General features: G+C 63.1%; 21 protein-coding genes. 15 read left to right on the top strand and 6 right to left on the bottom strand.

Annotated features, from left to right (window positions below):
• Positions 1-5 precede the first annotated feature (5 nt).
• Positions 6-3,152 (top strand): multidrug efflux RND transporter permease subunit SmeE, encoded by a 3,147-nt coding sequence (gene smeE, locus ACVOLQ_RS00795; protein ID WP_313173008.1) that lies wholly within the window; start codon positions 6-8, stop codon positions 3,150-3,152.
• Positions 3,153-3,442: 290 nt separating this feature from the next.
• Here the strand turns inward: smeE and ACVOLQ_RS00790 are convergent, their stop codons facing one another.
• Together ACVOLQ_RS00790 and ACVOLQ_RS00785 are read right to left on the bottom strand one after the other, a co-directional pair.
• Positions 3,443-3,694: a hypothetical protein gene (locus tag ACVOLQ_RS00790; protein ID WP_481526730.1), complete on the bottom strand. Its 252-nt coding sequence runs from the start codon at positions 3,692-3,694 to the stop codon at positions 3,443-3,445.
• 119 nt (positions 3,695-3,813) lie between these two features.
• The gene (locus ACVOLQ_RS00785; RefSeq protein ID WP_481526729.1) at positions 3,814-4,266 is read right to left on the bottom strand and encodes a nucleoside deaminase; all 453 of its coding nucleotides are present in this window, start codon (positions 4,264-4,266) and stop codon (positions 3,814-3,816) included.
• A gap of 92 nt (positions 4,267-4,358) precedes the next feature.
• Here ACVOLQ_RS00785 and ubiE point away from each other — a divergent pair, with 92 nt between their 5' ends.
• Entirely contained in the window at positions 4,359-5,123 is a 765-nt protein-coding gene (gene ubiE, locus ACVOLQ_RS00780) for a bifunctional demethylmenaquinone methyltransferase/2-methoxy-6-polyprenyl-1,4-benzoquinol methylase UbiE (RefSeq protein ID WP_282270503.1), read from the top strand.
• 642 nt (positions 5,124-5,765) lie between these two features.
• Positions 5,766-7,718, top strand: a complete 1,953-nt coding sequence (locus tag ACVOLQ_RS00775; RefSeq protein ID WP_481526728.1) for a M1 family metallopeptidase — start codon at positions 5,766-5,768, stop codon at positions 7,716-7,718.
• A 290-nt stretch (positions 7,719-8,008) separates the two neighbouring features.
• Here the strand turns inward: ACVOLQ_RS00775 and ACVOLQ_RS00770 are convergent, their stop codons facing one another.
• Both ACVOLQ_RS00770 and ACVOLQ_RS00765 read right to left on the bottom strand, forming a co-directional pair.
• A complete protein-coding gene (locus ACVOLQ_RS00770) occupies positions 8,009-9,322 on the bottom strand; it encodes an acetamidase/formamidase family protein (RefSeq protein WP_481526727.1) in 1,314 nt (437 codons plus the stop codon).
• 147 nt (positions 9,323-9,469) lie between these two features.
• Positions 9,470-10,117 carry a TetR/AcrR family transcriptional regulator gene (locus tag ACVOLQ_RS00765; protein ID WP_481526726.1) on the bottom strand — a complete coding sequence of 216 codons (648 nt, stop codon included), beginning with the start codon at positions 10,115-10,117 and terminating at the stop codon, positions 9,470-9,472.
• Positions 10,118-10,249: 132 nt separating this feature from the next.
• On the opposite strand from ACVOLQ_RS00765, the gene ACVOLQ_RS00760 reads away from it, so the two are divergent.
• The 3 genes from ACVOLQ_RS00760 to ACVOLQ_RS00750 all read left to right on the top strand — a co-directional run bounded on the left by ACVOLQ_RS00760 (position 10,250) and on the right by ACVOLQ_RS00750 (position 12,956).
• On the top strand, positions 10,250-11,287 hold the full coding sequence (locus ACVOLQ_RS00760; protein ID WP_481526725.1) for an MBL fold metallo-hydrolase: 1,038 nt from the start codon (positions 10,250-10,252) through the stop codon (positions 11,285-11,287).
• 299 nt (positions 11,288-11,586) lie between these two features.
• Complete coding sequence (locus ACVOLQ_RS00755; RefSeq protein WP_481526724.1) at positions 11,587-12,321, top strand: hypothetical protein; 735 nt, start codon at positions 11,587-11,589, stop codon at positions 12,319-12,321.
• A 65-nt stretch (positions 12,322-12,386) separates the two neighbouring features.
• Complete coding sequence (locus tag ACVOLQ_RS00750; RefSeq protein WP_481526754.1) at positions 12,387-12,956, top strand: HAD family hydrolase; 570 nt, start codon at positions 12,387-12,389, stop codon at positions 12,954-12,956.
• Between the two features lie 324 nt (positions 12,957-13,280).
• Here ACVOLQ_RS00750 and ACVOLQ_RS00745 read toward each other — a convergent pair whose 3' ends face one another.
• On the bottom strand, positions 13,281-14,213 hold the full coding sequence (locus ACVOLQ_RS00745; protein WP_313173015.1) for a carbohydrate kinase family protein: 933 nt from the start codon (positions 14,211-14,213) through the stop codon (positions 13,281-13,283).
• A gap of 274 nt (positions 14,214-14,487) precedes the next feature.
• On the opposite strand from ACVOLQ_RS00745, the gene ACVOLQ_RS00740 reads away from it, so the two are divergent.
• The 5 genes from ACVOLQ_RS00740 (at position 14,488) to rodA (ending at position 20,512) form a co-directional block, all read left to right on the top strand.
• The gene (locus ACVOLQ_RS00740; RefSeq protein WP_005419402.1) at positions 14,488-15,534 is read left to right on the top strand and encodes a rod shape-determining protein; all 1,047 of its coding nucleotides are present in this window, start codon (positions 14,488-14,490) and stop codon (positions 15,532-15,534) included.
• Between the two features lie 156 nt (positions 15,535-15,690).
• The gene (gene mreC, locus ACVOLQ_RS00735; RefSeq protein ID WP_481526723.1) at positions 15,691-16,827 is read left to right on the top strand and encodes a rod shape-determining protein MreC; all 1,137 of its coding nucleotides are present in this window, start codon (positions 15,691-15,693) and stop codon (positions 16,825-16,827) included.
• Complete coding sequence (gene mreD / locus ACVOLQ_RS00730) at positions 16,824-17,309, top strand: rod shape-determining protein MreD (RefSeq protein WP_313173017.1); 486 nt, start codon at positions 16,824-16,826, stop codon at positions 17,307-17,309. Before mreC ends, mreD begins: the two co-directional genes overlap by 4 nt.
• A 3-nt stretch (positions 17,310-17,312) precedes the next feature.
• Entirely contained in the window at positions 17,313-19,409 is a 2,097-nt protein-coding gene (gene mrdA / locus ACVOLQ_RS00725) for a penicillin-binding protein 2 (protein WP_481526722.1), read from the top strand.
• Positions 19,406-20,512 carry a rod shape-determining protein RodA gene (gene rodA, locus ACVOLQ_RS00720; RefSeq protein WP_313173019.1) on the top strand — a complete coding sequence of 369 codons (1,107 nt, stop codon included), beginning with the start codon at positions 19,406-19,408 and terminating at the stop codon, positions 20,510-20,512. Before mrdA ends, rodA begins: the two co-directional genes overlap by 4 nt.
• Positions 20,513-20,849: 337 nt before the next feature.
• Here the strand turns inward: rodA and ACVOLQ_RS00715 are convergent, their stop codons facing one another.
• Positions 20,850-21,608, bottom strand: coding sequence for a hypothetical protein (locus ACVOLQ_RS00715; RefSeq protein ID WP_481526721.1), 759 nt, complete (start codon positions 21,606-21,608; stop codon positions 20,850-20,852).
• Positions 21,609-21,655: 47 nt separating this feature from the next.
• Between ACVOLQ_RS00715 and ACVOLQ_RS00710 the strand changes: the two genes are divergently transcribed.
• From ACVOLQ_RS00710 to ACVOLQ_RS00695, 4 genes are all read left to right on the top strand, one after another.
• Positions 21,656-21,937, top strand: coding sequence for a hypothetical protein (locus ACVOLQ_RS00710; RefSeq protein ID WP_481526720.1), 282 nt, complete (start codon positions 21,656-21,658; stop codon positions 21,935-21,937).
• Positions 21,938-21,941: 4 nt separating this feature from the next.
• Positions 21,942-23,237, top strand: a complete 1,296-nt coding sequence (locus ACVOLQ_RS00705) for an N-acetylmuramoyl-L-alanine amidase (RefSeq protein ID WP_481526719.1) — start codon at positions 21,942-21,944, stop codon at positions 23,235-23,237.
• Positions 23,234-24,022: a hypothetical protein gene (locus tag ACVOLQ_RS00700; RefSeq protein WP_481526718.1), complete on the top strand. Its 789-nt coding sequence runs from the start codon at positions 23,234-23,236 to the stop codon at positions 24,020-24,022. Before ACVOLQ_RS00705 ends, ACVOLQ_RS00700 begins: the two co-directional genes overlap by 4 nt.
• Before the next feature lie 164 nt (positions 24,023-24,186).
• Positions 24,187-24,942: a hypothetical protein gene (locus ACVOLQ_RS00695; RefSeq protein WP_481526717.1), complete on the top strand. Its 756-nt coding sequence runs from the start codon at positions 24,187-24,189 to the stop codon at positions 24,940-24,942.
• Positions 24,943-25,003: the final 61 nt, after the last annotated feature.

The raw sequence follows: 25,003 nt of genomic DNA, 5'->3' as shown, positions 1-25,003 counted from the left end.
ACTACATGGCACGCTTCTTTATCGACAGGCCCATCTTCGCGTGGGTCATCGCCATCATCATCATGCTTGCCGGCGCGCTGGCAATGCTCAAGCTGCCGATCTCGATGTATCCCGAGGTCGCGCCGCCCGCGGTGTCCATTTCCGCCAACTACCCGGGCGCTTCGGCCAAGGTGGTCGAAGACTCGGTGACGCAGATCATCGAGCAGAACATGAAGGGCCTGGACGGCCTGATGTACTTCTCCTCCAACAGCTCCTCCAACGGCCAGGCCAGCATCACCCTGACCTTCGAGAGCGGTACCAATTCCGACATCGCCCAGGTGCAGGTGCAGAACAAGCTGCAGCTGGCGATGCCGCTGTTGCCGCAGGAAGTGCAGCGCCAGGGCATCAACGTTGCCAAGTCCAGCTCGGGCTTCCTCAACGTGCTGGGCTTTGTTTCCGAAGACGGCAGCATGGATGAGAACGACATCTCCGACTACGTCGGTTCCAATGTCGTCGATCCGCTGAGCCGGGTGCCGGGCGTGGGCTCGATCCAGGTGTTCGGTGGCAAGTACGCCATGCGCATCTGGCTGGACCCGACCAAGCTGCAGACCTACAAGGTCTCGGTTGACGAGGTCACCGCTTCGGTCAGGGCGCAGAACGCGCAGGTTGCCGTGGGCCAGTTGGGTGGTGCGCCGGCAGTCAAGGGCCAGCAGCTCAACGCCACCATCAATGCGCAGGACCGCCTGCAGACGCCGGAGCAGTTCCGCAACATCGTGATCCGCACCGAGAGCGACGGCTCCACCCTGAAGCTGGGCGATGTCGCCCGCGTCGAGCTGGGCGCGGAAACCTATGATTTCGTCACCCGCTACAACGGCAAGCCGGCCTCCGGCCTGGCCATCACCCTGGCCACCGGTGCGAACGCGCTGGAAACCGCCGAGGGCGTCAGCAAGACCCTGGACGAGCTGAAGGCCAACTTCCCGGCTGGCATGACTGCGGTGATTCCCTACGACACCACGCCGTTCGTGAAGGTGTCGATCAAGGGCGTGGTCAAGACCCTGCTGGAAGCCATCGTGCTGGTGTTCGTGGTGATGTATCTGTTCCTGCAGAACTTCCGCGCCACCCTGATCCCGACCATCGCCGTGCCGGTGGTGTTGCTGGGTACCTTCGGCATCCTCGCGGTGCTGGGCTTCTCCATCAACATGCTGACCATGTTCGCGATGGTGCTGGCGATCGGTCTATTGGTCGATGACGCCATCGTGGTCGTGGAAAACGTCGAGCGCATCATGTCCGAGGAAGGACTGTCGCCGCTGGAAGCCACCCGCAAGTCGATGAGCCAGATCACCGGCGCACTGGTCGGCATCGGCCTGGTGCTGTCGGCGGTGTTTGTGCCGATGGCCTTCATGAGTGGCTCCACCGGCGTCATCTACCGGCAGTTCTCCGCGACCATTGTTTCGGCGATGGCCTTGTCGGTGCTGGTTGCCATCGTGCTGACCCCGGCACTGTGCGCCACCATGCTCAAGCCGCTGAAGAAGGGCGAGCACCACGTTGCCCACACCGGTATCTCGGGCCGTTTCTTCAACTGGTTCAACAACGGCTTTGACCGCACTAGTGGCACCTACCAACGCGGTGTGCGCGGCATCCTGCATCGTCCGGGCCGTTTCATGGCGGTGTTCCTGGCACTGGCGGTGGTGATGGGCCTGCTGTTCGCGCGCCTGCCCAGCTCGTTCCTGCCCAACGAAGACCAGGGCATCCTGATGGCGCTGGTCAATGCACCGGTCGGCGCCACCCAAGAACGCACTCTGGAGTCGATCTACAAGCTGGAAGACCACTTCCTGAAGAACGAGAAGGACGCGGTTGAATCGGTGTTCTCGGTGCAGGGCTTCAGCTTCTCCGGCATGGGCCAGAACTCGGGCATGGCCTTCGTCAAGCTCAAGGACTGGAGCGAGCGCAGTGCCGACCAGGGCGTTGGGCCGATCACCGGCCGCGCGATGGCTGCCCTTGGCCAGATCAAGGACGCCTTCATCTTCGCCTTCCCGCCGCCGGCCATGCCGGAGCTGGGTATCGCCTCGGGTTACACCTTCTTCCTGAAGGACAACAGCGGCGCTGGCCACGATGCACTGGTCAATGCACGCAACCAGCTGTTGGGCATGGCGGGCGAAAGCAAGCTGCTGGCCAACGTGCGCCCGAACGGCCTGGACGACACCCCGCAGCTGCGTCTGGACATCGACGTGGCCAAGGCCGGTGCGCACGGTCTGTCGCTGGACACCATCAACAGCACGCTGGCCACCGCCTGGGGTTCGAGCTACGTCGATGACTTCATTGATCGTGGCCGCGTCAAGCGCGTGTACGTGCAGGCCGATGACGGCTTCCGCATGAACCCGGAAGATTTCAACCTGTGGACGGTGAAGAATTCCTCGGGCGAGATGGTGCCGTTCTCGGCGTTCGCCAGCCAGCGTTGGGATTACGGCTCGCCGCGCCTTGAGCGTTACAACGGTGTCTCCGCACTGGAAATCCAGGGCGAAGCCGCACCGGGCGTAGCCTCGGGTGACGCCATGCTGGAAGTGGAAAAGCTGGCCAAGCAGTTGCCGCCGGGCTTCAGCATCGAGTGGACCGCCGTGTCCTACCAGGAACGCGAAGCCGGTTCACAGACGCCGCTGCTGTACACGCTGTCGCTGCTGATCGTGTTCCTGTGCCTGGCCGCGCTGTATGAAAGCTGGAGCGTGCCGACCGCGGTGCTGATGGTTGCCCCGCTGGGTATTCTCGGCGCGGTGCTGGCCAACACCATGCGCGGCATGGAGCGCGACGTGTACTTCCAGGTGGCGATGTTGACCACTGTGGGCTTGACCTCGAAGAACGCGATCCTGATCGTCGAGTTCGCCAAGGAGCACCTTGAGAAGGGTGCAGGTGTAATCGAAGCGACGATGCATGCGGTCCGCGACCGTCTGCGTCCGATCATCATGACCTCGCTGGCCTTCGGTCTGGGCGTGTTGCCGCTGGCGATCGCCTCCGGCGCGGGTTCGGGTGCACAGCGCGCCATCGGTACCGGCGTGTTGGGCGGCATGGTGGTGGGCACCTTGCTCGGCCTGTTCTTCATCCCGCTGTTCTTCGTGGTGGTGCAGCGCTTGTTCAACCGCAAGCAGCTGGCCAAGAACGGCGACCTGCCGCAGCAGTAACGGGGCAGGGCAGTTGCAAGCAAAAGGCGCCGAAAGGCGCCTTTTGTTTTTTTAGCCCCTCTCCCGCCTGCGGGGTGAAAGAGGGGCGTTTACAAACCATCGGTTTGTGCCCCTGTTGAACGAACTTGCGCCAGCGCAAGGGCCGGGGCGCGGAGCGGGGGTTGCGGTGAGGGCAGCTATGGGTCTGGAAAGCCCCAAAAACCAACCCCTCCTCAACCCTCCCCTTTGCTGTGCAAAAGGGAGGGGGCTGGAAGCAAGGCAAAAAAAAACCGGGCCAAGCCCGGTTTTTCCTATGCTTCGTTGACCGCCAGCTCCAGTAACTGAGCCTTCTCAACCGCGCCCAGACGTTGGGCAAATACCGCCAGGCGGTTGCAGAGCTCGGCCTGGTGTTCCGGATATGCCGCTACCAGTTCACGCTGAACCTGTTGGTAGGCATCCCAGAACGGGGCCGAGCAGCGATGTTGTGCGTACTGCTGTCGCAATTGCTCCCCAGCACGCTGGAGGGATTGGCGACTGCTGTGTTGGATGGGCGTTGTATACATCGCTTCACCTCGATGGCAGTGCCCCTGTACCCCGAGCATAGCGCTGTTTTTCTTACGATCTGGCTACAGCGTCTAATTTCACTGTGAGATTAATAGGGTTTTATTCAGATTCGGCCCCGTTATTCGCCGATATCTTCATTCCAGACATCCGGGTTCTCGGCGATATAGCGGCCCATCATCTCGATGCAGCTGGCGTCATTCAGGTCGATGACGTTGACGCCGTTCTCGCGCAGCCAGTCGATGCCACCCGGGAAGCTGACCGATTCGCCCACCACCACGGTGCCGATATTGAACTGGCGGACCAGCCCGCTGCAGTACCAGCACGGGGCCAGGGTGGTGACCATGATGGTGTTACGGTAGCCGCGCTGGCGGCCAGCCTTGCGGAAGGCGTCGGTTTCGCCATGGATGGAGGGATCATCTTCCTGGATGCGGCGGTTGTGGCCGCAGCCGAGCAGGCGGCCATCGTTGTGGTACAGCGCCGCGCCAATCGGGATGCCGCCTTCGGCCAGGCCCTGGCGGGCTTCGGCGATGGCGGTTTCGAGCAGGGCGCGGTAGTCCGGAGTGGTGATCATGCAAGGTCCTTGTGGTGCCGTGGCGATTATCATAGCGGCCGGATTCAGCCTGCTGGCGGCGCAATCGGGCTGTCGGTGCGATAATCAGCGGCATGAGCGAATCCCCCTACAAGACCGGCACCACCCACTTCGGCTTCCGCGATGTACCGGCCAAGGACAAGCAGAAGCTTGTCGGCCAGGTGTTCACTTCCGTGGCCGACAACTACGACCTGATGAACGACCTGATGAGCCTGGGTATTCATCGGCTGTGGAAGCGCTACTTCGTCGCTACCGCGCAGGTGAAGCCGGGCGACCGCGTGCTGGATCTGGCCGGCGGTACCGGTGACATCGCGGTGCTGCTGAAGGAGCGCATCGGTGCCGAAGGCAGCGTGGTACTGGGCGATATCAACGCCGGCATGTTGTCGGTGGGACGCGACCGTCTGACCAACCGCGGCCAGGTCTCAGGCTTCGAGTGGGTGCAGCTCAATGCGGAGGCGCTGCCTTTCCCGGACCAGAGTTTTGATCTGGTGACCATTTCCTTCGGCCTGCGCAATGTGACCGACAAGGAAGCGGCGCTGCGCGAGATGTACCGCGTGCTGAAGGTAGGCGGGCAGGCGCGCGTGCTGGAGTTCTCGGAAGTGACCGTGGACTGGTTCAAGCCGGTCTACGATTTCCATTCGTTCAAGGTGCTGCCGAAGCTGGGCAAGCTGTTTGCGCGCGGTGATGCCGACAGCTACCAGTACCTGGCTGAGAGCATCCGCAAGCACCCGCCGCAGGAAGAGCTGAAGGCGATGATGAGCGAGGCCGGTTTTGGCCGCTGCCATTACAAGAACCTGAGTGCGGGGATTGTTTCGATTCACTCCGGTTACAAGCTTTGAGGCTTGGTTGCTGGGTGGGTTGAGGAAAGGGCGGCCATGGGCCGCCTTTTTCGTATGGGGAAGCGGTGCTGCTGGTTTTGTTTTTTGCGGGTAAGGCCCCTGCCGAGCACGGCTCGGCACTACGCCTTTGCCCCCTCCCTTTGGCCGCAGGCCAAGGGGAGGGCTGGGGAGGGGTTGGCTTTTCAGCTTCTGGCTCTGCTGGTAAGGCTCCTGCCGAGCATGGCTCGGCACTACGTCTGTGCTCCCTCCCTTTGGCGCAGGCCAAGGGGAGGGATGGGGAGGGGTTGGCTTTTCAGCTTTTGCCTTGGCCCTTCTCCCGCTTGCGGGAGAAGGGTTGGGATGAGGGGCGCTTTTGATCTTGCTGGCAAGGCCTCTGCCGAGCATGGCTCGGCACTACAGGCGCGCGCGTTGAAGCCCTCCCTTTGCCGAAGGCAAGGGGAGGGTTGGGAGGGGTGCTTTTGCTCTGCTCTTGGTCGGGATCATGACGCAATGCGAAGAGCGATCCCCGCCTTCGCGGGGATGACGGGATCAGGCATTTTCTGGCGCGGACCTTGCCGCACCCGTCGGTTGCCGCACTGCCGCATCCATCAAAGACTTTCGGGTTTAAAATCAACGGTTGTTCCCTGAACCGGTTCCAGATCAATGCGTTCTTCGTTCCTGATGCTGCCCTTGGCCGTGGCGCTCGTCGCTGGCTGCGCCAAAGAGCCCGCAGCCCCCACCGTCGACCCCGTCGCCCAGAAGCCCGCCGCCGCCGTGAATACCGTCAGCCGCAGCCACGATGAAAGCTCCTATGCAGAGCCCGAAAAGGTCGTCATCAAGGACGTGGCGCTGGACCTGAAGGTCGATTTCGACGCCAAGCAGATCGGTGGCACCGCCACTTATACGCTGGAGTGGAAGGACAAGGCGGCCAAGCAGCTGCTGCTCGACACCCGCGAGCTGAGCGTGGAGAAGGTCGAGGCCCTCGCCTCGGACGGCGCTGCCACCCCGCTGCAGTTCGCGCTGGCACCGGCTGACAAGGTGTTCGGCAGCAAGCTGAGCATCGAAACCCCGGCCCAGCCGACCTCGGTGCGCATCACCTACCACACCGCGCCGACCGCTTCTGGCCTGCAGTGGCTGGAGCCGTCGATGACCGAGGGCAAGAAGCTGCCCTTCATGTTCAGCCAGTCGCAGGCGATCCACGCCCGTTCCTGGGTGCCGTTGCAGGACACCCCGAGCGTCCGCTTCACCTATAGCGCGCATGTCACCAGCCGCCCGGACGTGATGGTGCTGATGAGCGCCGACAACGATCCGAAGGCTGCACGTGATGGCGATTACGCCTTCAAGATGCCGCAGCCGATCCCGTCCTACCTGCTGGCCATTGCCGCCGGTGACCTGGTGTTCGAGCCGATCTCCGAGCGCTCCGGCGTATGGGCCGAGCCGACCATGGTCAGCAAGGCCACCAAGGAATTCGAAGACACCGAAAAGATGATCGGTGCTGCCGAGAACCTGTACGGCGAATACCGCTGGGGCCGTTACGACATGCTGGTGCTGCCGCCGTCGTTCCCGTTCGGTGGCATGGAGAACCCGCGCCTGACCTTCGCCACCCCGACCGTCATCGTTGGCGACAAGTCGCTGGTGTCGCTGGTCGCGCACGAACTGGCGCATAGCTGGTCCGGCAACCTGGTGACCAACGCCAGCTGGAAGGACATCTGGCTCAACGAAGGTTTCACCACCTACGTGCAGGGCCGCATCACCGAGGCGCTGTATGGCACGGAGATGGCCGAGATGGAGCGCGAAATCGACCAGACCGATCTGCTCAACGAAGTGAAGGACATGAGCCCGGCCGACCAGGCACTGGCGCTGCCGCCGCTCAACGAGCGTGATCCGGACGAAGCGCTGAGCAATGTCGCCTACGTCAAGGGTGCCTGGTTCCTGCAGTTCCTGGAGCAGCGCTTTGGCCGTGCGGTGTTTGACCCGTTCCTGCGTGGCTGGTTCAACGACCATGCCTTCCAGAGCGCCAACACCGACCAGTTCGTCGCGTACATGACCAAGAATCTGCTGCCGAAGAATCCGACGGCGGTTACCGAGGCCGAGCTGAAGGCATGGCTGGAAGAACCGGGTATTCCGGCGTTCGCCACCAAGGCGCGTTCGCGCAACTTTGCGGTGGTCGACACGGCACGCATCGCCTTCCTCGGCAGCAGCGCGCTGCCGAGCAACCAGGTGACCCGCGAGTGGAACACCCAGGAGTGGGTACGCTTCATTGACGGCCTGGGTGCAACCCAGCCGATCGAGAAGCTGGCCGCGCTGGACAAGGGTTACCACTTCACCGGCACCCCGAACGGCGAGATCGCGATGCGTTGGTATCCGCTGGCAATCCGCAGTGGCTATACCGATGCGCAGGCGGCCGCTGGCGAGTTCATCCAGAAGGTGGGCCGTCGCAAGCTGGTGCTGCCGATCTACGCTGAACTGCTGAAGACGCCGGAAGGTCTGGCCTTCGCCAAGGAAGTATTTGCCAAGGCCAAGCCGGGCTACCACCCGATCACCACCGCGTCGGTGGAAGACATGATCGCCAAGGCGGAAGCAGCACCGAAGCAGGACGCTGCGCCGAAGCAGTAATCGGCTTCAGCGGGCTTCAACCCAGACGGCGAGCTTCGGCTCGCTGTCTGTTTTTGTGCTGCCTCAAATTCTGCAGGTAGTTGTAGCCCGGGTAAGCGCAGCGCAGCCGGGGCCGTTTGCGCGGAGCCTTTTTGTAGAGCCGAGCCATGCTCGGCTGGGCGTTACCGGTAAGGCCTCTGCCGAGCATGGCTCGGCACTACCTGGCGGCGGCGTTGTTGTGCAGGTTGTACGACACGCCCGAGCGCGTCGGCTTCCTGCGTCGTAGCCGCAATCAGACTCGACCGCAGCCCTCAATTGTGGCTCTTTGCCGCCGCAAGCGGCAGCTCCTTCAATATCGCCTTGTCGATCTTCGCCGCCACCCCAACACTGCGACCGGCAAGATTGACCACGCTGTACTGCACCGCCACGCCCAGCACCTGGGTAGCTTGCGACATATCCAGCCCGTAGGACTGGCGCAGCCATTGCAGCATCCCCGACGTCGCCAGCCGCAGCGCATCGTCGCTGGAACCCGACTGCCCCAGGGTCATGATCTGCGTGGGGGATTCAACGCGCGGTGTGGCGATGGACTGTTTCTTGATCAGCTCCACTTTCAGCACCACGTCCAGCGAGGTCTCCAGTGCCCATTGGCTGGTTTCACCGTCGCCCTGCAGGGCATGGCCGTCGCCGACGTATAGCAATGCGCCGGGTTGCTGCACCTCAAGGTAGACCGTGTTGCCTTCGACCATGGCGTTGAAATCCATGTTGCCGCCAAAGTCGCCGGTGTCGCCGGTGGAGAACGGCGGGTAGCCGAAGCCCGGCGCAACGGCGAGGCCGCCGAGCATCGGCTTGACCGGGATCTCGAAGTTCTTCAATGCGCCGCTGGCGCCCTGCGGACGCGCCATGCCGCGCATGCGATCCAGTTCCCAGCGCACCGGCTTGCCCAGCGACGCGGTCTCGGTGGCAATGCGCGGTGTCTTCAGGCGGCCGACGATACCGTCGAGGCTGTCGGCGTAGTCGCGATTGAGCTTGAGCGAACGGAGGGTGATCGCCAGCGTGTCGCCGGGCTCGGCACCGGCGACGAAGAACGGCCCGACCTGCGGATTGCCGAACAAGGCACGGGTGATGCCGTGCTCGTCGACGCCACCGGAGTCCAGGGTTTTGGTCTGCACCGAATCGCCAGGCCAGATCACCAACGCCGGCGCGCGCTCGGCGCTGAAGGTATTGGAGTAGTCGCTTGGGGTGAAGTCATGCAGGCGCGGTGCCTTGTCCGGCCGTGGCGGCACTCGCCAGGCGCTGAAATCATGCGTTGCACGCGCGCTGCGGTTGTTGGTGTCCGGCTCATCGCTGCGGCCCTGCATGTGGCTGCCATCGATGCGCCCGTCGTAGTGATAGACCTGACCGTCACTGCCGGTTGCGGTGAACTTCAGCTGCGCGCCGTTCAAGCTGCCGCTGATCGGGTCGCCCCCCAATGTTCCGCTGACCTGCGTGCCTTGCACATCCAGATTCAAGGTCTGCCTGGCGCTGTTGCCCCATAGATCGGTGGCCAGGATCCATTGATCGGCGGCGAGGGCATGGAGCGGGAGTACGGACAACAACAGCGATGACCATCTCAGGGAAGTGCGCACGTTGCGTGTGTCTGCGAAGGGCCCGGCGGGCGTGTTCGCGGAGTGTACGAACGGGCAGGTCGCCGTCGCAGTGTCAAAGGTAACTACATTTGTAGTCAGTCCGGCTGTTCGTGCAGCCGGGTGATGATTCCTGCGGCAGGCTGCACGCTACCGGAGTGGGCGTGCGCTGCGCTCAGGGCGCGCGCGCACCGCCAGGAACATGTCCACGCAGTCGTGCATCAGCCGCTGCTGCGCGCTGGCGTCCAAGGGCGCGGCACCCATGGCGATCTGGGGCCAGAACGCGAACGCCTTGACCATGCCCTGCAGCTGATGGGCGGCGTCGGCCGGGGTGATGTCGTCGCGCAGGCGGCCATCGGCCTGTGCTGCGCGGATCCAGGTGGTCAGGCCTTCTTCCTTCTCGGCCAGCTTGTCCATCATCACCCGTGCCCGTTCCGGTGCATGCACCAGCTCGGCCATGGCCACCCGCGACAGATCGATGAAGCTGATGTCGCTGAGCAGGCGCAGCTTCTGCGCGACGAAGCCCAGCAACTGTTCGCGCAGTGGTCTGGCTGGATCGTAGGCGAGCGCGTCCAGCGACTGGCTGGCTTCCCACAGTTGCCAGAGGATGGCGGTGAACAGCTCGTCCTTGCTGGCGAAGTGGTTGTAGACGGTGCGCTTGGATACCTCGGCGGTGGCGGCGATGCGGTCCATGCTGGTGCCGGCAAAGCCCAGTTCACGGAACTCGGCCACTGCCGCGCGCAGGATGGCCTCGCGTTTGCGGTCGGTCAGGCGGAGCGGGCGCTTGGAATCGGTCATCCGCTTATTTTACACCGTTCAGTTTACTTTCCTCGAAATGGAAGTAAACTCATTGGTGTACTTTTATCGGCAAGCCCAGCCATGAAGCGTCGCCTGCCTCGTTTCCTCCTCCTCATTACGGTGCTGATTGCCATGTCCATTGGCCTGCTGACCTGCGGTGCACGTCCCGCCGCTTCCTATGACCAGTCGCCGCAATACGGCGAGGGGCGTTTCCACAACGTGGCCAAGCAGGCCCCGCTTGGTTTCGTGCGGGGTGCCAAGGTGTGGTGGCGGTTCCTGTTCGACAAGCCGGCCGATGCGACGCCGCAGGTGGCGATTCCGGTACATGCCTTGACCCGGCAGGCCTTGCTGGACGCACCGGACGACAGCCTGTGGCGGCTGGGTCACTCGACCATGCTGATGAAGCTGGATGGTCACTTCTGGCTGACCGACCCGGTATTCTCCGAGCGCGTTTCGCCGTTCTCGTTCATGGGGCCCAAGCGCTTCCATGCGCCGCCGCTGTCGATTGATGAGTTGCCGGAAATCACCGGCGTCATCATTTCGCATGACCACTACGATCACCTCGACCACGACGCGGTGCTGGCGCTGGCGCCGAACGCGCGGCACTTCGTCACTGCGCTGGGTGTGGGCGATCGCCTGCAGGCCTGGGGCGTGCCCGAGGAAAAGATCACCCAGCTGGATTGGTGGCAGGAAGCCCGGGTGGAGGGCCTGAAAATCGCGGCCACACCTGCGCAGCATTTCTCCGGTCGCGGTTTGTCCGATGGCAATCGCACCCTGTGGGCATCGTGGGTGATCGATACCGGCAGCACGCGGATCTTCTTCAGTGGCGACAGTGGTTACTTCGATGGCTTTGCGAAGATCGGCGAACGCTACGGCCCGTTTGATCTGGCGATGGTCGAGACCGGTGCCTACGACGCCCAGTGGCCCGGCGTGCACATGCAGCCGGAGCAGAGCCTGCAGGCGCATCTGGATGTACGCGGCAAGGTGATGATGCCGATCCATAACGGTACGTTTGACCTGGCTTTGCATCCCTGGACCGAGCCGTTCGAGCGGATCACCGCATTGGCGGCAGAGCAGGGCGTGCTGCTGACCGCGCCGCAGATGGGTGAGCGTCTGGATATCCGTGCGCCTGCGCCTTCGACGCATTGGTGGCGGATGGGCGGGGAGTGAGGGCTGCGGTTGTAGTTGTTGCTGTTGTTGTTGCCGCTGTTGCTGTTGCTTCTAGTGCCGTCATTCCCGCGCAGGCGGGAATCGCTCTTGTTGTTGCCCTTGCCTTTGCATTTGGTGTTACGCGAAGCCAAAGAGCCAGAGCGATTCCCGCCTGCGCGGGAATGACGGCATAAAGGCAGGGCAAAGCAAAAGCGCAGGCAAACGCGAATGCGGAAAAGGATCGTGCCTCCCAATCCCCAACATGCTCTAAAGTGAAGCCCATCGCGCTCACCACGCGCCCTGTTCACCGGAGCTGTTTGATGAAACCCCTGATCCTCGGCGCCCTGTGCGTCTTTGCCCTCGCCGCCTGCAGCAACCCGGAGGCCGAGCGCCAGCAACAGGAGGCCGCTGCCGCGCAGGAGCGCGCCAAGCGCGAAGCCGACGCCGAGGGCATCGGCAAGCTCTACGACACGGCGGTTACCGGCGCCGATTGGGAGCGGGCGCGGATCCATGGTGCTGCATTGCTTGACCAGTACCCGGACTCGGAAACCGCCAAGCGCATCGAGCCGGGCTTTGCCGAAGTGCGGGAGAAGGCTGTAGCCGCTGGCGAACTGCGCCGCATGCAGGCTTTGTGGAGCTACAACCAGGTGCCGGTCAAGGGCGGTACCCAGCGCTCGGCCGCGATCCTCAGCAAGGACCGGGTGGAAGTGGATAGCACCGGTCCCAAGCAGGTGAACCTGGTGTTCCGCGATCACCCGGAGTGGAAGCGCCACGCCTACCTGGTGCTGCAGTCCAGTGACTTCGCCAAGGCCTGCTACCGTGCCTGCCAGGTCAAGGTCAGCGTCGACGGCGCGCCCGCCCGCAACATGGCTGCGCATCGCCCGGATACCGACGAGGCCATCGCCATGTTCATCGATGACAACCGCGGCCTGTGGCGGCAGGCACGCAAGGCCAAGGTCATCGAGATCGAATTCCCGGTGCAGGCTGGCGGCACCCGCAAGGCGGTGTTCGAGGTCGGTGGCTTGGACGGCAGCCAGATGCCGAACTGGGATTGAGGCCGGTGCTTGCAGACAGGGCGGGGCGTTGCGACGTCGCCGCCAGCCGTCATTGGGTGTTCGACATGGACGGCACCCTGACCGAGCCGGTGCATGATTTCGAATTGATCCGGCGCGAGCTGCAGATTCCTTCCGGTGCGGACATTCTTGAACACCTGGCCGGCCTGCCGCCGCAGCTGGGCGCTGACAGCCACGCCTGGCTGATGCAGCACGAGCGGGAGCTGGCGGAGGCCTCGGTCGCAGCGCCGGGGGCGGTGGCCCTGGTTCGCGCGCTGCATGCCGCTGGTTGCCGGCTGGGCATCCTTACCCGCAATGCACGCGAGCTGGCGGAAGTGACCCTGGCGGCGATTGGTGTGGCGGATTGCTTTGCCAGCGAGGAAATCATCGGCCGCTGGGAAGTGGCGCCCAAGCCGTCACCGGCTGGCTTGCAGTTCTTTGCCGCGCGCTGGCACGTGTTGCCGGCGCAGATGCGGATGGTTGGGGATCATTACTACGATCTGGCCACCGCGAAGGCTGCTGGCGTGCCGGGCATCCTGATCAATGTGCCGGATGACCCGTGGCCGGGCATGGCGCAGTGGCAGTTGCGCGATTGTGCGCAGTTGCTGCAGCAATGGCAGGCCGCAGAATCCCGGTAGAGCCGAGCCATGCTCGGCTGAGGCGTTACCGGTGAAGCCTCTTGTGGGAGCGGCGTAAGCCGCGAAGCCGGGAATGCTGGGTCGCGGGTGTGTGCTGCAATCTGGTGGTGTGCGAGCTTCGCGGCTTACGCCGCTCCCACAAATGCCATGTGGCCGGAAGATTGCCGGTAAGGCCTCTGCCGAGCGTGGCTCGGCACTACGCTTTGAGCCCCTCTCCCGCTTGCGGGAGAGGGGTTGGGGTGAGGGGGAGCTTTTCGCTTGTAAAGCCCCTGCCGAGCATGGTTCAGCACTACAGAAAAAAACGGCGCCGAAGCGCCGTTTTTCTCAGAGGCTGTAGCCGAACTGCTGCTTGAACTGCTCGTTGAACTCGGCGAAGTCGAAGCGCTGGTTCTGGGTGCCCGGGTGTTCCACCTTCAGCGCGCCCATCAGGTTGCTCATGCGGCCGACGGTCAGCCAGTCCATGCCCTTCTCGATGCCGAAGATCAGGCCGGCGCGGAAGGCGTCGCCACAACCGGTCGGGTCGACCACGCGGCGCTCGTGCGCCGGCGGGATGTCGAAGCTCTTCTCCGGGGTGTGGATGATGGCGCCGCGCGGGCCCTGGGTGGTGATGTAGGCCTTGGTCCGGGCGACGATGTCGGTCTCGCTCCAGCCGGTGCGCTGCTGCAGCAGGTTGGACTCGTAGTCGTTGACCACCACGTAGTCGGCCTGCTCGATGAATTCGCGCAGTTCCGGGCCGTTGAACAATGGCAGCGCCTGGCCCGGATCGAAGATGAAGGGGATGCCGCATTCCACGAATTCGGCGGCGTTCTGGATCATGCCCTCACGGCCGTCCGGCGCGACGATGCCGAAGGTGACGCCCGGCACATCGCGCACGTGGTTGTCGTGCGAGCGCATCATCGCGCCCGGGTGGAAGGCGGTGATCTGGTTGTTGTCGTGGTCGGTGGTGATGAAGCACTGCGGGGTGAACATGTCTTCCAGCACCCGCACCTGGCTCAGGTCGATGCCCATGCGCTCGAAGTGCTCGCGGTACGGGCCGAAGTCCTGGCCAACGGTGCCCATCGGGATCGGGCTGCCGCCCAGCAGCTTCAGGTTGTAGGCGATGTTGCCGGCGCAGCCGCCCAGTTCGCGGCGCATGCGCGGTACCAGGAACGACACGTTCAGGATGTGCACCTTGTCCGGCAGGATGTGGTTCTTGAACTGGTCCGGGAACACCATGATGGTGTCAAAGGCTAGGGAACCACAGATCAAAGCGGACATTGCGAACAGGCCTATACGTAAAAGGGAAAGGCCGTCGCGCACGCGCAGACGACCCGGCGCGATGGCGCGCCAAAGTGCGTAAGGTTACCGGCTGCGGCGGCCCACGGCCACAAGCAAGGATGTACCGCAGCTGCCCGGCGTGGTCGAAAGCCTCGATTTTCCGTGGATTTTCCTTGCTCGGGCGGGGGTGGGTTGATAGGCTAACTGCCCTCATTTTCTGCCCATTTTTTCGCCAACCGGCGTGGGCGCGACACCCCTCAGGATCACTTCCCAGATGTTCAAGAAGCTGCGTGGCATGTTCTCCAATGACCTGTCCATTGACCTGGGCACGGCCAACACCCTCATCTATGTGCGCGGCCAGGGCATTGTGCTGAACGAGCCATCCGTCGTCGCCGTGCGCCAGGACCGTGCCATCGGTGGCACCCGTTCGGTGGCTGCCGTCGGCGCCGAGGCCAAGCAGATGCTCGGCCGTACCCCGGGCCATATCACCACCATCCGCCCGATGAAGGACGGCGTCATCGCCGACTTCACCTATACCGAGGCGATGCTCAAGCACTTCATCAAGAAGGTGCACAAGTCGCGCGTGCTGCGCCCCAGCCCGCGCGTGCTGGTCTGCGTGCCGGCCGGTTCCACCCAGGTCGAGCGCCGCGCCATCAAGGAATCGGCCGAGGAGGCCGGTGCGCGTGATGTGTTCCTGATCGAGGAGCCGATGGCAGCTGCGATCGGTGCCGGCATGCCGGTCACCGAGGCGCGCGGCTCGATGGTCATCGATATCGGCGGCGGCACCACCGAAGTGGCAGTCATCTCGCTGAACGGCATTGTCTATTCGGCCTCGGTGCGCATCGGCGGCGACCGTTTCGACGAGTCCATCACCAATTACGTGCGTCGCAACCACGGCATGCTGATCGGTGAAGCCACCGCCGAACGCATCAAGGTGGAGCTGGGCTGCGCCTACCCGCAGGCGGAAGTGATCGAGATGGAAATCTCCGGCCGCAACCTCGCCGAGGGCGTGCCGAAGATGATCAAGATCAGCTCCAACGAAGTGTTGGAAGCCCTGCACGAGCCGCTGTCGGGCATCGTCTCGGCGGTCAAGCTGGCGCTGGAGCAGACCCCGCCGGAACTGTGTGCCGACGTCGCCGAGCGTGGCATCGTGCTGACCGGTGGTGGCGCCCTGCTGCGTGACCTGGACCGCCTGATCTCCGAGGAAACCGGCCTGCACGTGCAGGTGGCCGATGACCCGCTCACCTGCGTGGCCCGCGGTGGCGGTCGTGCGCTGGAGCTGGTCGACATGCACGGCAACGAGTTTTTTGCGCCGGAGTGATCCGCAGGGAATGGGGGCTGGGGAAGCGGGAATGGGGGGCAGGGCTTCCTGCATCTGGTTCCACTCTCCGGCATCCGCTTCCCCGAACCATCGGCGTGACGCCAGTCGCGCCGTTTCCATACCTGATTCTTCATTTCCCACTCCCAGCCTTCTGTCGTGCCCCCTTACGCCGGTCCTCCCGTAGCCTCCCGTCAGGGGGATGCCAGCAGCACGCTGCGTCTGCTGGCGTACCTGGCCTTGGCCATCACCTTGATCGTGCTGGATGACCAGGGCGGCTGGATGTCGCGTCTGCGTGCCCAGGCCAATGTGCTGGTGCAGCCGGTCTGGGCGCTGGCCGGTGTGCCGGGCCGGGTGGGGGCCTCGGTCAAGGACAATGCGGCCAGCCATAACCAACTGGTCAGCGAGAACCGCGAGTTGCGCAACCAGCTGTTGATCGCCAATGCACGCCTGACCCGGCTGCAGACCGCCGCGCTGGACAATGCCCAGCTGCGCGAGCTGCTCAACGTGGCCGAGCGCAATGGCCTGGACGTGCAGCTGGCCCCCATCCTCGATATCGACCTGGACCCGGTGAAGCAGCGTCTGGTGCTGGATTCGGGTAGCCGCGCGGGCGTGCATGTCGGCCAGGCGGTGATCGATGCCGGTGGCCTGATGGGCCAGGTGATCGCGGTGACGCCTGCACATTCGACCGTGCTGCTGCTGACCGATCCGGACCACGCGGTACCGGTGGCGGTGGCGCGCAACGGCGTGCGGCTGATCGTCTACGGTCGTGGCGACCGCCTGGAACTGCGCGACATCCCGCTCAGCGCGGGCGTGGAAGTAGGCGATGAGATCGTCACCTCCGGTCTGGGCGGGCGTTTCCCGGCCGGCTTCCCGGTCGGCAAGATCCTGAAGCTGCGTCCGGACGATACCCATGCGTTCCTGGTCGGCGAGCTGGAGCCGGCGGCCAAGCTGGACCGTGGTCGCAACGTGCTGCTGCTGCGTTCGGTGCCGGCGCTGCCGCAATTGCCGGACAGCAATGCAGGCGAATCGGCGCCGGAAGCCACGGCCGCAGGCGGCCCATCCATGGCTCCGGTCAACCGCATGGGCGCGGCAGCTGCCGTTGTTCCTGCCGCCGGCAACGCCACCAATCCTCCGGCTGCGGCGGCCACGCAGGCCCCGTCAAGCACGCCAGCGAGCGAGCCGGCTGCTGCAGGCCCAGCGCCCGCCCCGGCGACAACGCCCGCCACCGAGCCCACACGCCCGGCAGCACCTGCGAGCGCTGACAACCCAACCCCGCCGCAGGTGCGCCCATGAGTCGTCTGCGCAACAAGGGCTGGGTGATGCCGGTCAGTTTCGTGCTGGCCTTGCTGCTGGCGTTGATCCCGCTGCCCGAGCTGCTGCTGCCGGTGCGCCCGTACTGGTTGGCACTGGTGCTGGCCTATTGGGTGATCGAAACCCCGGACAAGGTCGGATTGGGCTTCGCTTTCTGCATCGGTCTGCTGGCCGATGTGATGTTTGGTGGCATTCTCGGCGAGCAGGCGCTGCGGCTGGTGGTGATGGCCTTCATCCTGCAGCGCTTCCGCGCCCGCATCCGTTTCTTTCCGCTGTCGCAGCAGGCCCTGGCCATGGGCGGGCTGTTGTTCAACGATCGCGTGATCGATGCTGCCATCCACCTGCTGGTGGGTGAGCCGCTGCTGCCGTGGAGCTACTGGGTGGCACCGCTGCTGGGCATGGCCTTGTGGCTGCCGCTGTATGTACTGCTGGATGCGGTGCGGCTGGGCAAGCGCGGGCGCTGACGTATGGCGTCGCGCCGCCAGAGCAAGAACCCGCATGCCGAGGCCGAGCAGTTCCGGCGGCGTGCGGCCATCGGTTTTCTCGGGGTGGTACTGGCCCTGGGTTTCCTGGCGGCCTGGTATTTCAAGCTGCAGGTGCTGGACCACGACATCTACGCCACCCGCTCCGAAGCCAACCGCATCAAGGCGCGGCCGGTGGTGCCCGGGCGTGGCTTGATCTACGACCGCAACGGCCGCCTGCTGGCCGAGAACGTGCCGGCCTTCCGCCTGGACGTGACTGCCGACAAGGTCACGGACATGGACGCCACCCTGGCCGGGCTGCAGAAGATCTTCTCGCTCAGCGAAGAAGACATCGAGCGCTTCAAGCAATCGCGCAAGGCGCGCCGCGGCTTCATGCCGGTGACGCTGAAGCTGCGGGTCAGCGACGACGAGATGGCGCGCTTCGCCGTGGACCGCTGGCGCTACCCGGGCGTGGAACTGGAACCCTATCTGACCCGGCGTTACCCCTACGGCGATCTGTTCGGCCACATCATCGGCTACGTCGGCCGTGTCGACGATAAGGATCTGGAAGAGCTGGGCGAGGGCAATGCGGCACTGACGCACATCGGCAAGTCCGGGTTGGAGCGTTTCTACGAAACCCAGCTGCGCGGCAAGATCGGCTACGAGCAGGTCGAGACCAATGTGCAGGGCCGTGCGATCCGTACGGTGGGGCGGGTGCCGGCGCAGTCGGGCACCGATCTGCGGCTGTCGATCGATGCCGACCTGCAACGCGCCATGGTGGCGGCGTTCGGCGAGCAGGAAGGCTCGGCGGTGGCGATCGATCCGCGCACCGGCGAGATCCTGGCCATGGTCAGCCTGCCGTCGTTCGACCCCAATCTGTTCGTCAACGGCATTTCCCACGCTGACTTCAAGCGTCTGAACGAGAACCCGTCGCGGCCGCAGTTCAACCGGCTGGTGCTGGGTGGCGTGGCGCCGGGTTCGACGGTGAAGCCTTTCCTCGGCCTGGCCGGCCTGGACAGCGGCCTGCGCCGCCCGGAAGACAAGATCCTGTCGCGCGGCATGTTCTACCTGCCGGGTGTCAGTCGTGGCTGGGGTGACGCCAACCGTGGCGGCCATGGCTGGACCGATCTGCGCAAATCGATCACCCAGTCGGTCAATACCTATTACTACCAGCTCGGTATCGACATGGGCATCGAGCGCTATGACGACTACATGGGCAACCGCTACGGCTTTGGCCAGCCCACCGGCATCGATCTGGCCGGCGAGATCGGCGGGATCCTGCCGTCGCCGGCGGCCAAGCTCAAGTCCAACAAGGAGCGCTGGTATCCGGGTGACACCGTCAATGCCAGCATCGGCCAGGGCCTGTGGAAGGTCACGCCGTTGCAACTGGTGCGCGGTGTTGGCGGCCTGGCCACCGGCCAGCTGCGCAGACCGCATCTGGTCATGGAGCAGCGTGCCGGCTTCGACCACGACTGGGCGCCGACGCCGCAACCGGCGAGCCGGCCGATCAGCCCCAATCCGGCCAACGTGCAGGCGGTGCGCGAGGGCATGATGGGCACCATGCAGCCCGGCGGCAGTGGTTGGCGGTCCGCAGCCGGTGCGCAGTACCGCATGGCAGGCAAGACCGGTACCGCCCAGGTCATCAGCCGCAAGGGTACGGCTGCCTTGAATCCGCGCAGCCTGCCGATGCATCTGCGCCATCGCGCGCTGTTCGTGGGTTTTGCGCCGGCCGAGGAGCCCGTGATCGCCATTGCCATTGCGGTGGAAGGCGGCGGCTATGGTGGTTCGGCCGCCGCGCCTATCGCGCGCAAGGTGTTTGATGCCTGGTTGCTCGGGGTGATGCCCGAAGGCCTGCAGCCGCTGGATGCCGAGCGCGGCACGGTGGCGGTGGGCGTGGCCACCTTTGATACCGAAGACGCGGGTTGGCGCGCGCGCGGTGAGTTGGTGGCGCCGCAGTTTGCCGATCTGCCGATCATGGTCGGCGCGCCTGCGCCGTTGCCGGGTGGGCCGCCGCAGCCGGTGCCTGAGGCGCTGCCCGGCGTTGCGCCGGCGACGGCACGTCCGCCGACGCCGGCAGCAACGCCTGTGGAGGCACGTCGATGAGGGATTTCCTGCGCTGGGCGTTGGAGATGGGCCAGCGGCTCAGCCGTGGCCTGGACTGGCCGCTGCTGTTTGCCCTGCTTGCCTTGATGGCCATTGGCCTGTCGGTGCTGGACAGCGCCGGTGGCAGCGGCCTGGTGATGGCGCAGGGTGCCCGCTTCGCGGTGGGGCTGGTGGCCATGTGGGCGATCGCGCGGGTATCGATCCTGCGCATCCGCGCGTGGACGCCGATGATCTATGCATTCTCGATGCTGCCGCTGCTGGCGGTATTCGTACTTGGCACCGGCAAGTACGGGCGACAGTGGTTGAACCTGGGCCTGTTCTACCTGCAGCCGGCCGAGTTGTTGAAGGTCAGCCTGCCGATGATGGTGGCCTGGTACCTCAACCGCATGCCCTTGCCGCCGCGCATTCCGGTGGTGCTGGTGGCGGCGGTGATCATCGGCGTGCCGACCGGGCTGGTGATGTTGCAGCCGGACTTCGGTACCGGTGTGCTGATCGCCGCCAGCGGTGCCTTCGTATTGTTGCTGGCCGGCCTGCCGTGGTGGTGGGTGGGCGTGGGCGTGGGCGGTGTTGCCGCAGCCGCGCCGGTGGCCTGGTTCTGGCTGCTGCGGCCGTACCAGAAGGACCGCATCATGATGTTCCTCGACCCCGAGAGCGATGCGCTGGGCGCGGGCTGGAACATCATCCAGTCCAAGATCGCCATCGGTTCCGGTGGGCTGACCGGCAAGGGCTGGGGGCTGGGCTCGCAGTCACACCTGAACTTCATCCCCGAGCAGACCACCGACTTCGCCTTCTCGGTGCTCAGTGAGGAGTACGGCTGGGTGGGCGTAGCCGTGGTGCTGGCGTTGTACCTGTTCGTGATCGGGCGCTGCCTGTGGATCGCGGTGGATTCGCGCGATACCTATTCGCGCCTGCTGGCCGGCGCCACCGGCCTGGCGTTCTTCGTCTACATCCTGGTCAACGGCGGCATGATCTCCGGGCTGTTGCCGGTGGTGGGTGTGCCGATGCCTTTGATCAGCTACGGCGGCACCTCGGCGGTGTCGCTGCTGGCCGGCTTTGGCCTGGTGATGGCGGTGCGTGCGCATCGGCCGGTGCACGGCGGCTAGCGCAACGCTGTTGCGTGAATTGCAGATTCATCTCATGCAATGTTGCGAGCTTTGATCCAGATCAAACACCTGGTTTCACTAAACCTTCACACTATGTCCCGTCACTGGCGCGCGCATCGCGCTGTGACTGCCAGCTCGCCGTATGGGGCAGCTGGCAGGTTGGCATCTGGCGGGATGACGGGGGGAGCCGTCGTCCCGGGTCCCCCGGGCGCTGACGCGAGTGTCGGTCATCTCTGCGGGATGGGGAGATGGCCGACGCTCCTTTTTTACCTTTGAGCGCCGCTTGTGAAGCTGTCGCCGGCGCTGTCACGCGCCCTTTCTACATGGCTGGTAGCCGTCACTGACAGGACAAGCCTGCCAGCAAACTGTTGTCTATGCCGCCAACGTAGTAGGGGTATCCGGGTGCGGCGTCGCTCTCATCTTCGGAAAGATGGACATAGGCCAGTTGTTTTGGCGGTTTCGACATATGCCAGAACGTCCCGATACCGGTTTTCTTGTCCAGCATGCACACATCAAACGATGCCGTTACCCGCGCATCGCCTGCACTGTAACCGGCAAAAAATGCCGTCAGCAGATCAAGGTGGTGGCGATGGAACGCATGGATATCATCAAAGAAGAACGCCGGGCGCAGCTGCTTGTTGAATGCATTGTATTCGGCTTGTTCAAGCAGCTTGTCTGCGGACGAAAACTGCGTGACGAAAGGTTTGATGATCTCGCAAAGGATGCGGTCTGTTTTGACTGATACGCAATGCAGCTGAAACCCTACGCGTCCAGGTGCGGTGAAGAAGATATTTCCGTTGGAGATATCAGGTGGGACACCGCTGTTTGTACGGATCTGTTTGGCAGTTTTGGCAAGCTGAGCAAGATTTATGGGGCCGCCATCGCTCACGTTTTTTAAGAATAATCTCAAAAAATTGATCTTCAGAAAAACATCGCCGGAAGCGGCGATAGCACCGTATTTCCAAGGGTAAACCTTGCGGTAATTGGTGAGCACACACTCCGGTGCACCTGGGTTTGACTGCTGCGTCAATACTGCGCAATGATCTCCGGCGAGGATTAGATGATCCTGCGTATCGGCGGCGATGATCAGCGTCACTGCTATAAATCTCCATGGAAGTGCATCGTATATAAAGGAACTATGACATGCCCGGTAACTTCATCGTCAAGGCCAGTGACCACCCATTTCTGCAGGGCGAGTTCAGGGTAATTGGACTGCCAAAGTTACCGGACACCCGGCTCAAGTTGTTCGACGAAGGTTTTGTGCTGAAGGACAAGACAAGCGGCGAGCCTCTGCCCAACGTTTCCTATCGCATCCTGCTCGAGGACGGCAGCTATCTGGAGGGCATCACCGATGCGTTCGGACGCACGCAGGTGGTGAAAACAGCAAGCTCCGAAATGCTGTCTTTGGAAGTGAAGGGGGTTTGAACCGATGATCATTGTCCCTGTCGCGCAGCACATCTTTCGCCGCATTGCCGAATCCGCCACCTCGCCCATATCCAAGACGGCGCGCAGGGAAGTTCGGGTCGAAAGGCCGGAGAACGTGCTGCATATCGACGCCATTGCGCTTGCACCGGAAATCTTCGAGGAAGATAGCGAGGCAGACGAAAACCGTGTGGCAATCGAAGGCTCAACCGAGCCGCAGGCGATCCCGCATAAACACCCGATGGTCAAGGTCGAGCCCGTGACCAACCGGATCGCGCACCGCGAGCTGAAGATTCGCATCTGGAGCGAAGGCCGCCCCGACAATCACCATGCAGGCAAGACGGTGACATGGACGATGGTGCCGCTGTTCGTGCGCCCTGTGGCAGAAGGCGAGGAGGCAGCCGCTGCTGTTTTCCGGGGTGATTGGGCGCAGGCGGCAGTCGCGCATCGTGACCGCTTCGAGGCGCCAGCCGAGTTCACCGCCACTGGGTTCGCTCGCGTCAGTCAGGAGCAGGCAACCACCACCGTGGACGATACCGGCCACACCGCCATCCGCACCAACCTGCCGCCCGTTGCGTTCAATGCTGCGCGCATCAGCGTGCAGTTGGAGGGCGAGGCTGCAGCAGTCGAGCTGATTGACCTGGAAGTGCCGGGCATCATCGTGATCGACCCGGGGCATGGGGGTGCAACCAACGTTGATGGCTCCTCGGCCAACAATGCGACTTCACACACCAGCCGTGTTCTGGAAAAGGAACTGACGCTTGATTTGGGCCTGCGGACCAGAACGGCATTGCGCGCGTTGCGTGTCGGTGAGAATCAAAACCTGCGGGTTCACATGACGCGAGCCGGTGACGAAAATAAGAAGGGAATTGATCGTGCAAAGATCGGCCAGGACAACGGCGCTGATGTTTTATTAAGCATCCATTTCAATGGAGCAAATACGGTGGCGCGAGGCACCGAGACGCTGGTCCGCCCTCGCGCGAGTAACGTAAATTTTGACCAAGACACCGCGTTGGCGCGAAGAGTAAATGACGCAGCTTACAACGCAATTCTCGCGCATGACGCTGGGGCAAGAAATCGGGGGATTAAATCTGAAAGGGATCTTGCGGTTTTAGGTGATAAGCCGTTGGGGAATACCTCCGTCTATCACCCTTTGCGCGCTGCACTTTTGGAGGTGGAGTTCATCGATAACGAGAGCGTCGACAAGCTGCTCAGCATCGATGAGGGCTACGAGCAGGTCAGACAGGATATCTGCGATGCCATCGCCGGCGCATTGCTTGAAGATTTGAGGATGAATCAATGAACCATTTGCGCCTATTGCGGAACAATGCGCTCTTTCACAGCAGCCGGGTGCTGCTTTGCCTGATTCTGTTTGGCGCGTTTCTCGTGACGGGTTGTACATCCGAAGCGGTCGCGGTGGCGCCGTCACCTGCTGAGTCTCCCCTCACAACGTCGCCGTCGCCGACGGAACAGCGGGCAGTTCGTTATCTACTGACAACGGTGCCCGTGGACGAGGTAGCACCGCGACGGCTAGCAAAATTGCCAGACATGCTGGCCGGATCCGGATCCGGATCCGGATCTGAGCGCGCGCGGATCATTAGACACAATCTGGGCGTGATAAGGTCTGCTTCCCTTTTGGGCAGAATTTCTGGCGCTGAAGTCAGCCCAGATCAGAAATGGGTTTTGGTCTCTATCGGTGAAATGGGGTATGCGATTGCTTCCGCTGAATCATTGGCCAAATCATTCGCAGATATCGCCAAGCCGCCGAGGATCCCCGATGGTTTCGATGACGCAACCGCTATTGGTTGGATGATTCTCGACGATGATCACTTGATCGGGCAGGCCGACCTTCCTTCACTGGATCCTGGGGTGGGGATGACCCTTTCCGAAAAGGATTCGCTTCCGCCCCGGGATACGCTGATTTATATCTACGCCCTCTCCAGCGGGAAAACGACGCGCGCCGAGATTGACGGAACATTACCGCGCCCTCTCAATATTTATAGAGATGCTGAAGGTCGTCTGCTTGTTTTGGATTCTTCCTATGACGAATGGTCTGGCGCGAAGGTCATTCAGATTCCGGAGCCTTGATTCCGGTCCGAAGACCGCGTTTGTATGCTTCCGTGCGTGCCCGAGCGTTATGCACCGCCGAGGTTTTCTGGAAAGAGCGGGAGTTTATCCGGGTTGCATCAGGTCGGTCGGAACCTCCGCGATGCCGTCGCCGGCGCATTGCTTGAAGATTTGAGGATGAATCAATGAAGCAGCTACGCCTATTGCGGAACACGGCACTCTTTCACAGCAGCCGGGTACTGCCTTGCCTGATCCTGTTTGGCGCGGTTCTAGTGACGGGCTGCGCATCCGAAGCGGTCGCGGTGGCGGCGTCATCCGCTGAGCCCCCCGGCACAACATCGCCATCGCGACCGCCGACTGAACAGCGGGCAGTTCGCTATCTGCTGACAACGGTGCCAGTGGACGAGGCATCACCACGACGGCTAGGAAGGTTGCTAGACATGCTGGTCGGATCTGGATCTGGATCTGGATCTGGATCTGAGCGCGCGCGGATCATTAGACACAATCTGGGCGTGATAAGGTCTGCTCCCGGTTGGGACAAGATTTCTGGTTCTGAAGTCAGCCCGGATCAGAAATGGGTTTTGCTCGATATCGGCGAAGCGGGGTATGCGATTGCTTCCGCTGAATCACTGGCCAAATCATTTGAAGATATCCCCAGGCCGCCGAGGATCCCTGATGGTTTCGATGACGCAACCGCTATTGGTTGGATGGTTTTCGACGACGATCACTTGATCGGGCAGGCCGACCTTCCTTCATTGGATCCGGGGGTAGGGATGACCCTTTCGGAAAAGGATTCGCTTCCGCCTCGGGATACGCTGATCTATATCTACACCGTTTCCAGCGGAACAACGACGCGCGCCGAGATTGACGGAACATTGCCGCGTCCTTTCGATATTATCGAAGGTCCTGGGGGCCGTATCGTTATTGCAAATAATTTTTAATCTCGAATTGCTTGGCGCGAAGATTATTCAGATTCCGGAGCCTTGATCCCCTGGCTCCGAA

The organism is Stenotrophomonas sp. STEN031, from assembly GCF_056759975.1.
This window is presented reverse-complemented; position numbering and strand designations above follow the sequence as displayed.

Excerpts from the sequence above, each read along its gene's own strand:
- smeE (WP_313173008.1), top strand. The coding sequence starts at position 6 with ATGGCACGCTTCTTTATCGACAGGCCCATCTTCGCGTGGGTCATCGCC.
- ACVOLQ_RS00790 (WP_481526730.1), bottom strand. The coding sequence starts at position 3,694 with ATGTATACAACGCCCATCCAACACAGCAGTCGCCAATCCCTCCAGCGT.
- ACVOLQ_RS00785 (WP_481526729.1), bottom strand. The coding sequence starts at position 4,266 with ATGATCACCACTCCGGACTACCGCGCCCTGCTCGAAACCGCCATCGCC.
- ubiE (WP_282270503.1), top strand. The coding sequence starts at position 4,359 with ATGAGCGAATCCCCCTACAAGACCGGCACCACCCACTTCGGCTTCCGC.
- ACVOLQ_RS00775 (WP_481526728.1), top strand. The coding sequence starts at position 5,766 with ATGCGTTCTTCGTTCCTGATGCTGCCCTTGGCCGTGGCGCTCGTCGCT.
- ACVOLQ_RS00765 (WP_481526726.1), bottom strand. The coding sequence starts at position 10,117 with ATGACCGATTCCAAGCGCCCGCTCCGCCTGACCGACCGCAAACGCGAG.
- ACVOLQ_RS00760 (WP_481526725.1), top strand. The coding sequence starts at position 10,250 with ATGTCCATTGGCCTGCTGACCTGCGGTGCACGTCCCGCCGCTTCCTAT.
- ACVOLQ_RS00755 (WP_481526724.1), top strand. The coding sequence starts at position 11,587 with ATGAAACCCCTGATCCTCGGCGCCCTGTGCGTCTTTGCCCTCGCCGCC.
- ACVOLQ_RS00750 (WP_481526754.1), top strand. The coding sequence starts at position 12,387 with ATGGACGGCACCCTGACCGAGCCGGTGCATGATTTCGAATTGATCCGG.
- ACVOLQ_RS00745 (WP_313173015.1), bottom strand. The coding sequence starts at position 14,213 with ATGTCCGCTTTGATCTGTGGTTCCCTAGCCTTTGACACCATCATGGTG.
- ACVOLQ_RS00740 (WP_005419402.1), top strand. The coding sequence starts at position 14,488 with ATGTTCAAGAAGCTGCGTGGCATGTTCTCCAATGACCTGTCCATTGAC.
- mreD (WP_313173017.1), top strand. The coding sequence starts at position 16,824 with ATGAGTCGTCTGCGCAACAAGGGCTGGGTGATGCCGGTCAGTTTCGTG.
- mrdA (WP_481526722.1), top strand. The coding sequence starts at position 17,313 with ATGGCGTCGCGCCGCCAGAGCAAGAACCCGCATGCCGAGGCCGAGCAG.
- rodA (WP_313173019.1), top strand. The coding sequence starts at position 19,406 with ATGAGGGATTTCCTGCGCTGGGCGTTGGAGATGGGCCAGCGGCTCAGC.
- ACVOLQ_RS00710 (WP_481526720.1), top strand. The coding sequence starts at position 21,656 with ATGCCCGGTAACTTCATCGTCAAGGCCAGTGACCACCCATTTCTGCAG.
- ACVOLQ_RS00705 (WP_481526719.1), top strand. The coding sequence starts at position 21,942 with ATGATCATTGTCCCTGTCGCGCAGCACATCTTTCGCCGCATTGCCGAA.
- ACVOLQ_RS00700 (WP_481526718.1), top strand. The coding sequence starts at position 23,234 with ATGAACCATTTGCGCCTATTGCGGAACAATGCGCTCTTTCACAGCAGC.
- ACVOLQ_RS00695 (WP_481526717.1), top strand. The coding sequence starts at position 24,187 with ATGAAGCAGCTACGCCTATTGCGGAACACGGCACTCTTTCACAGCAGC.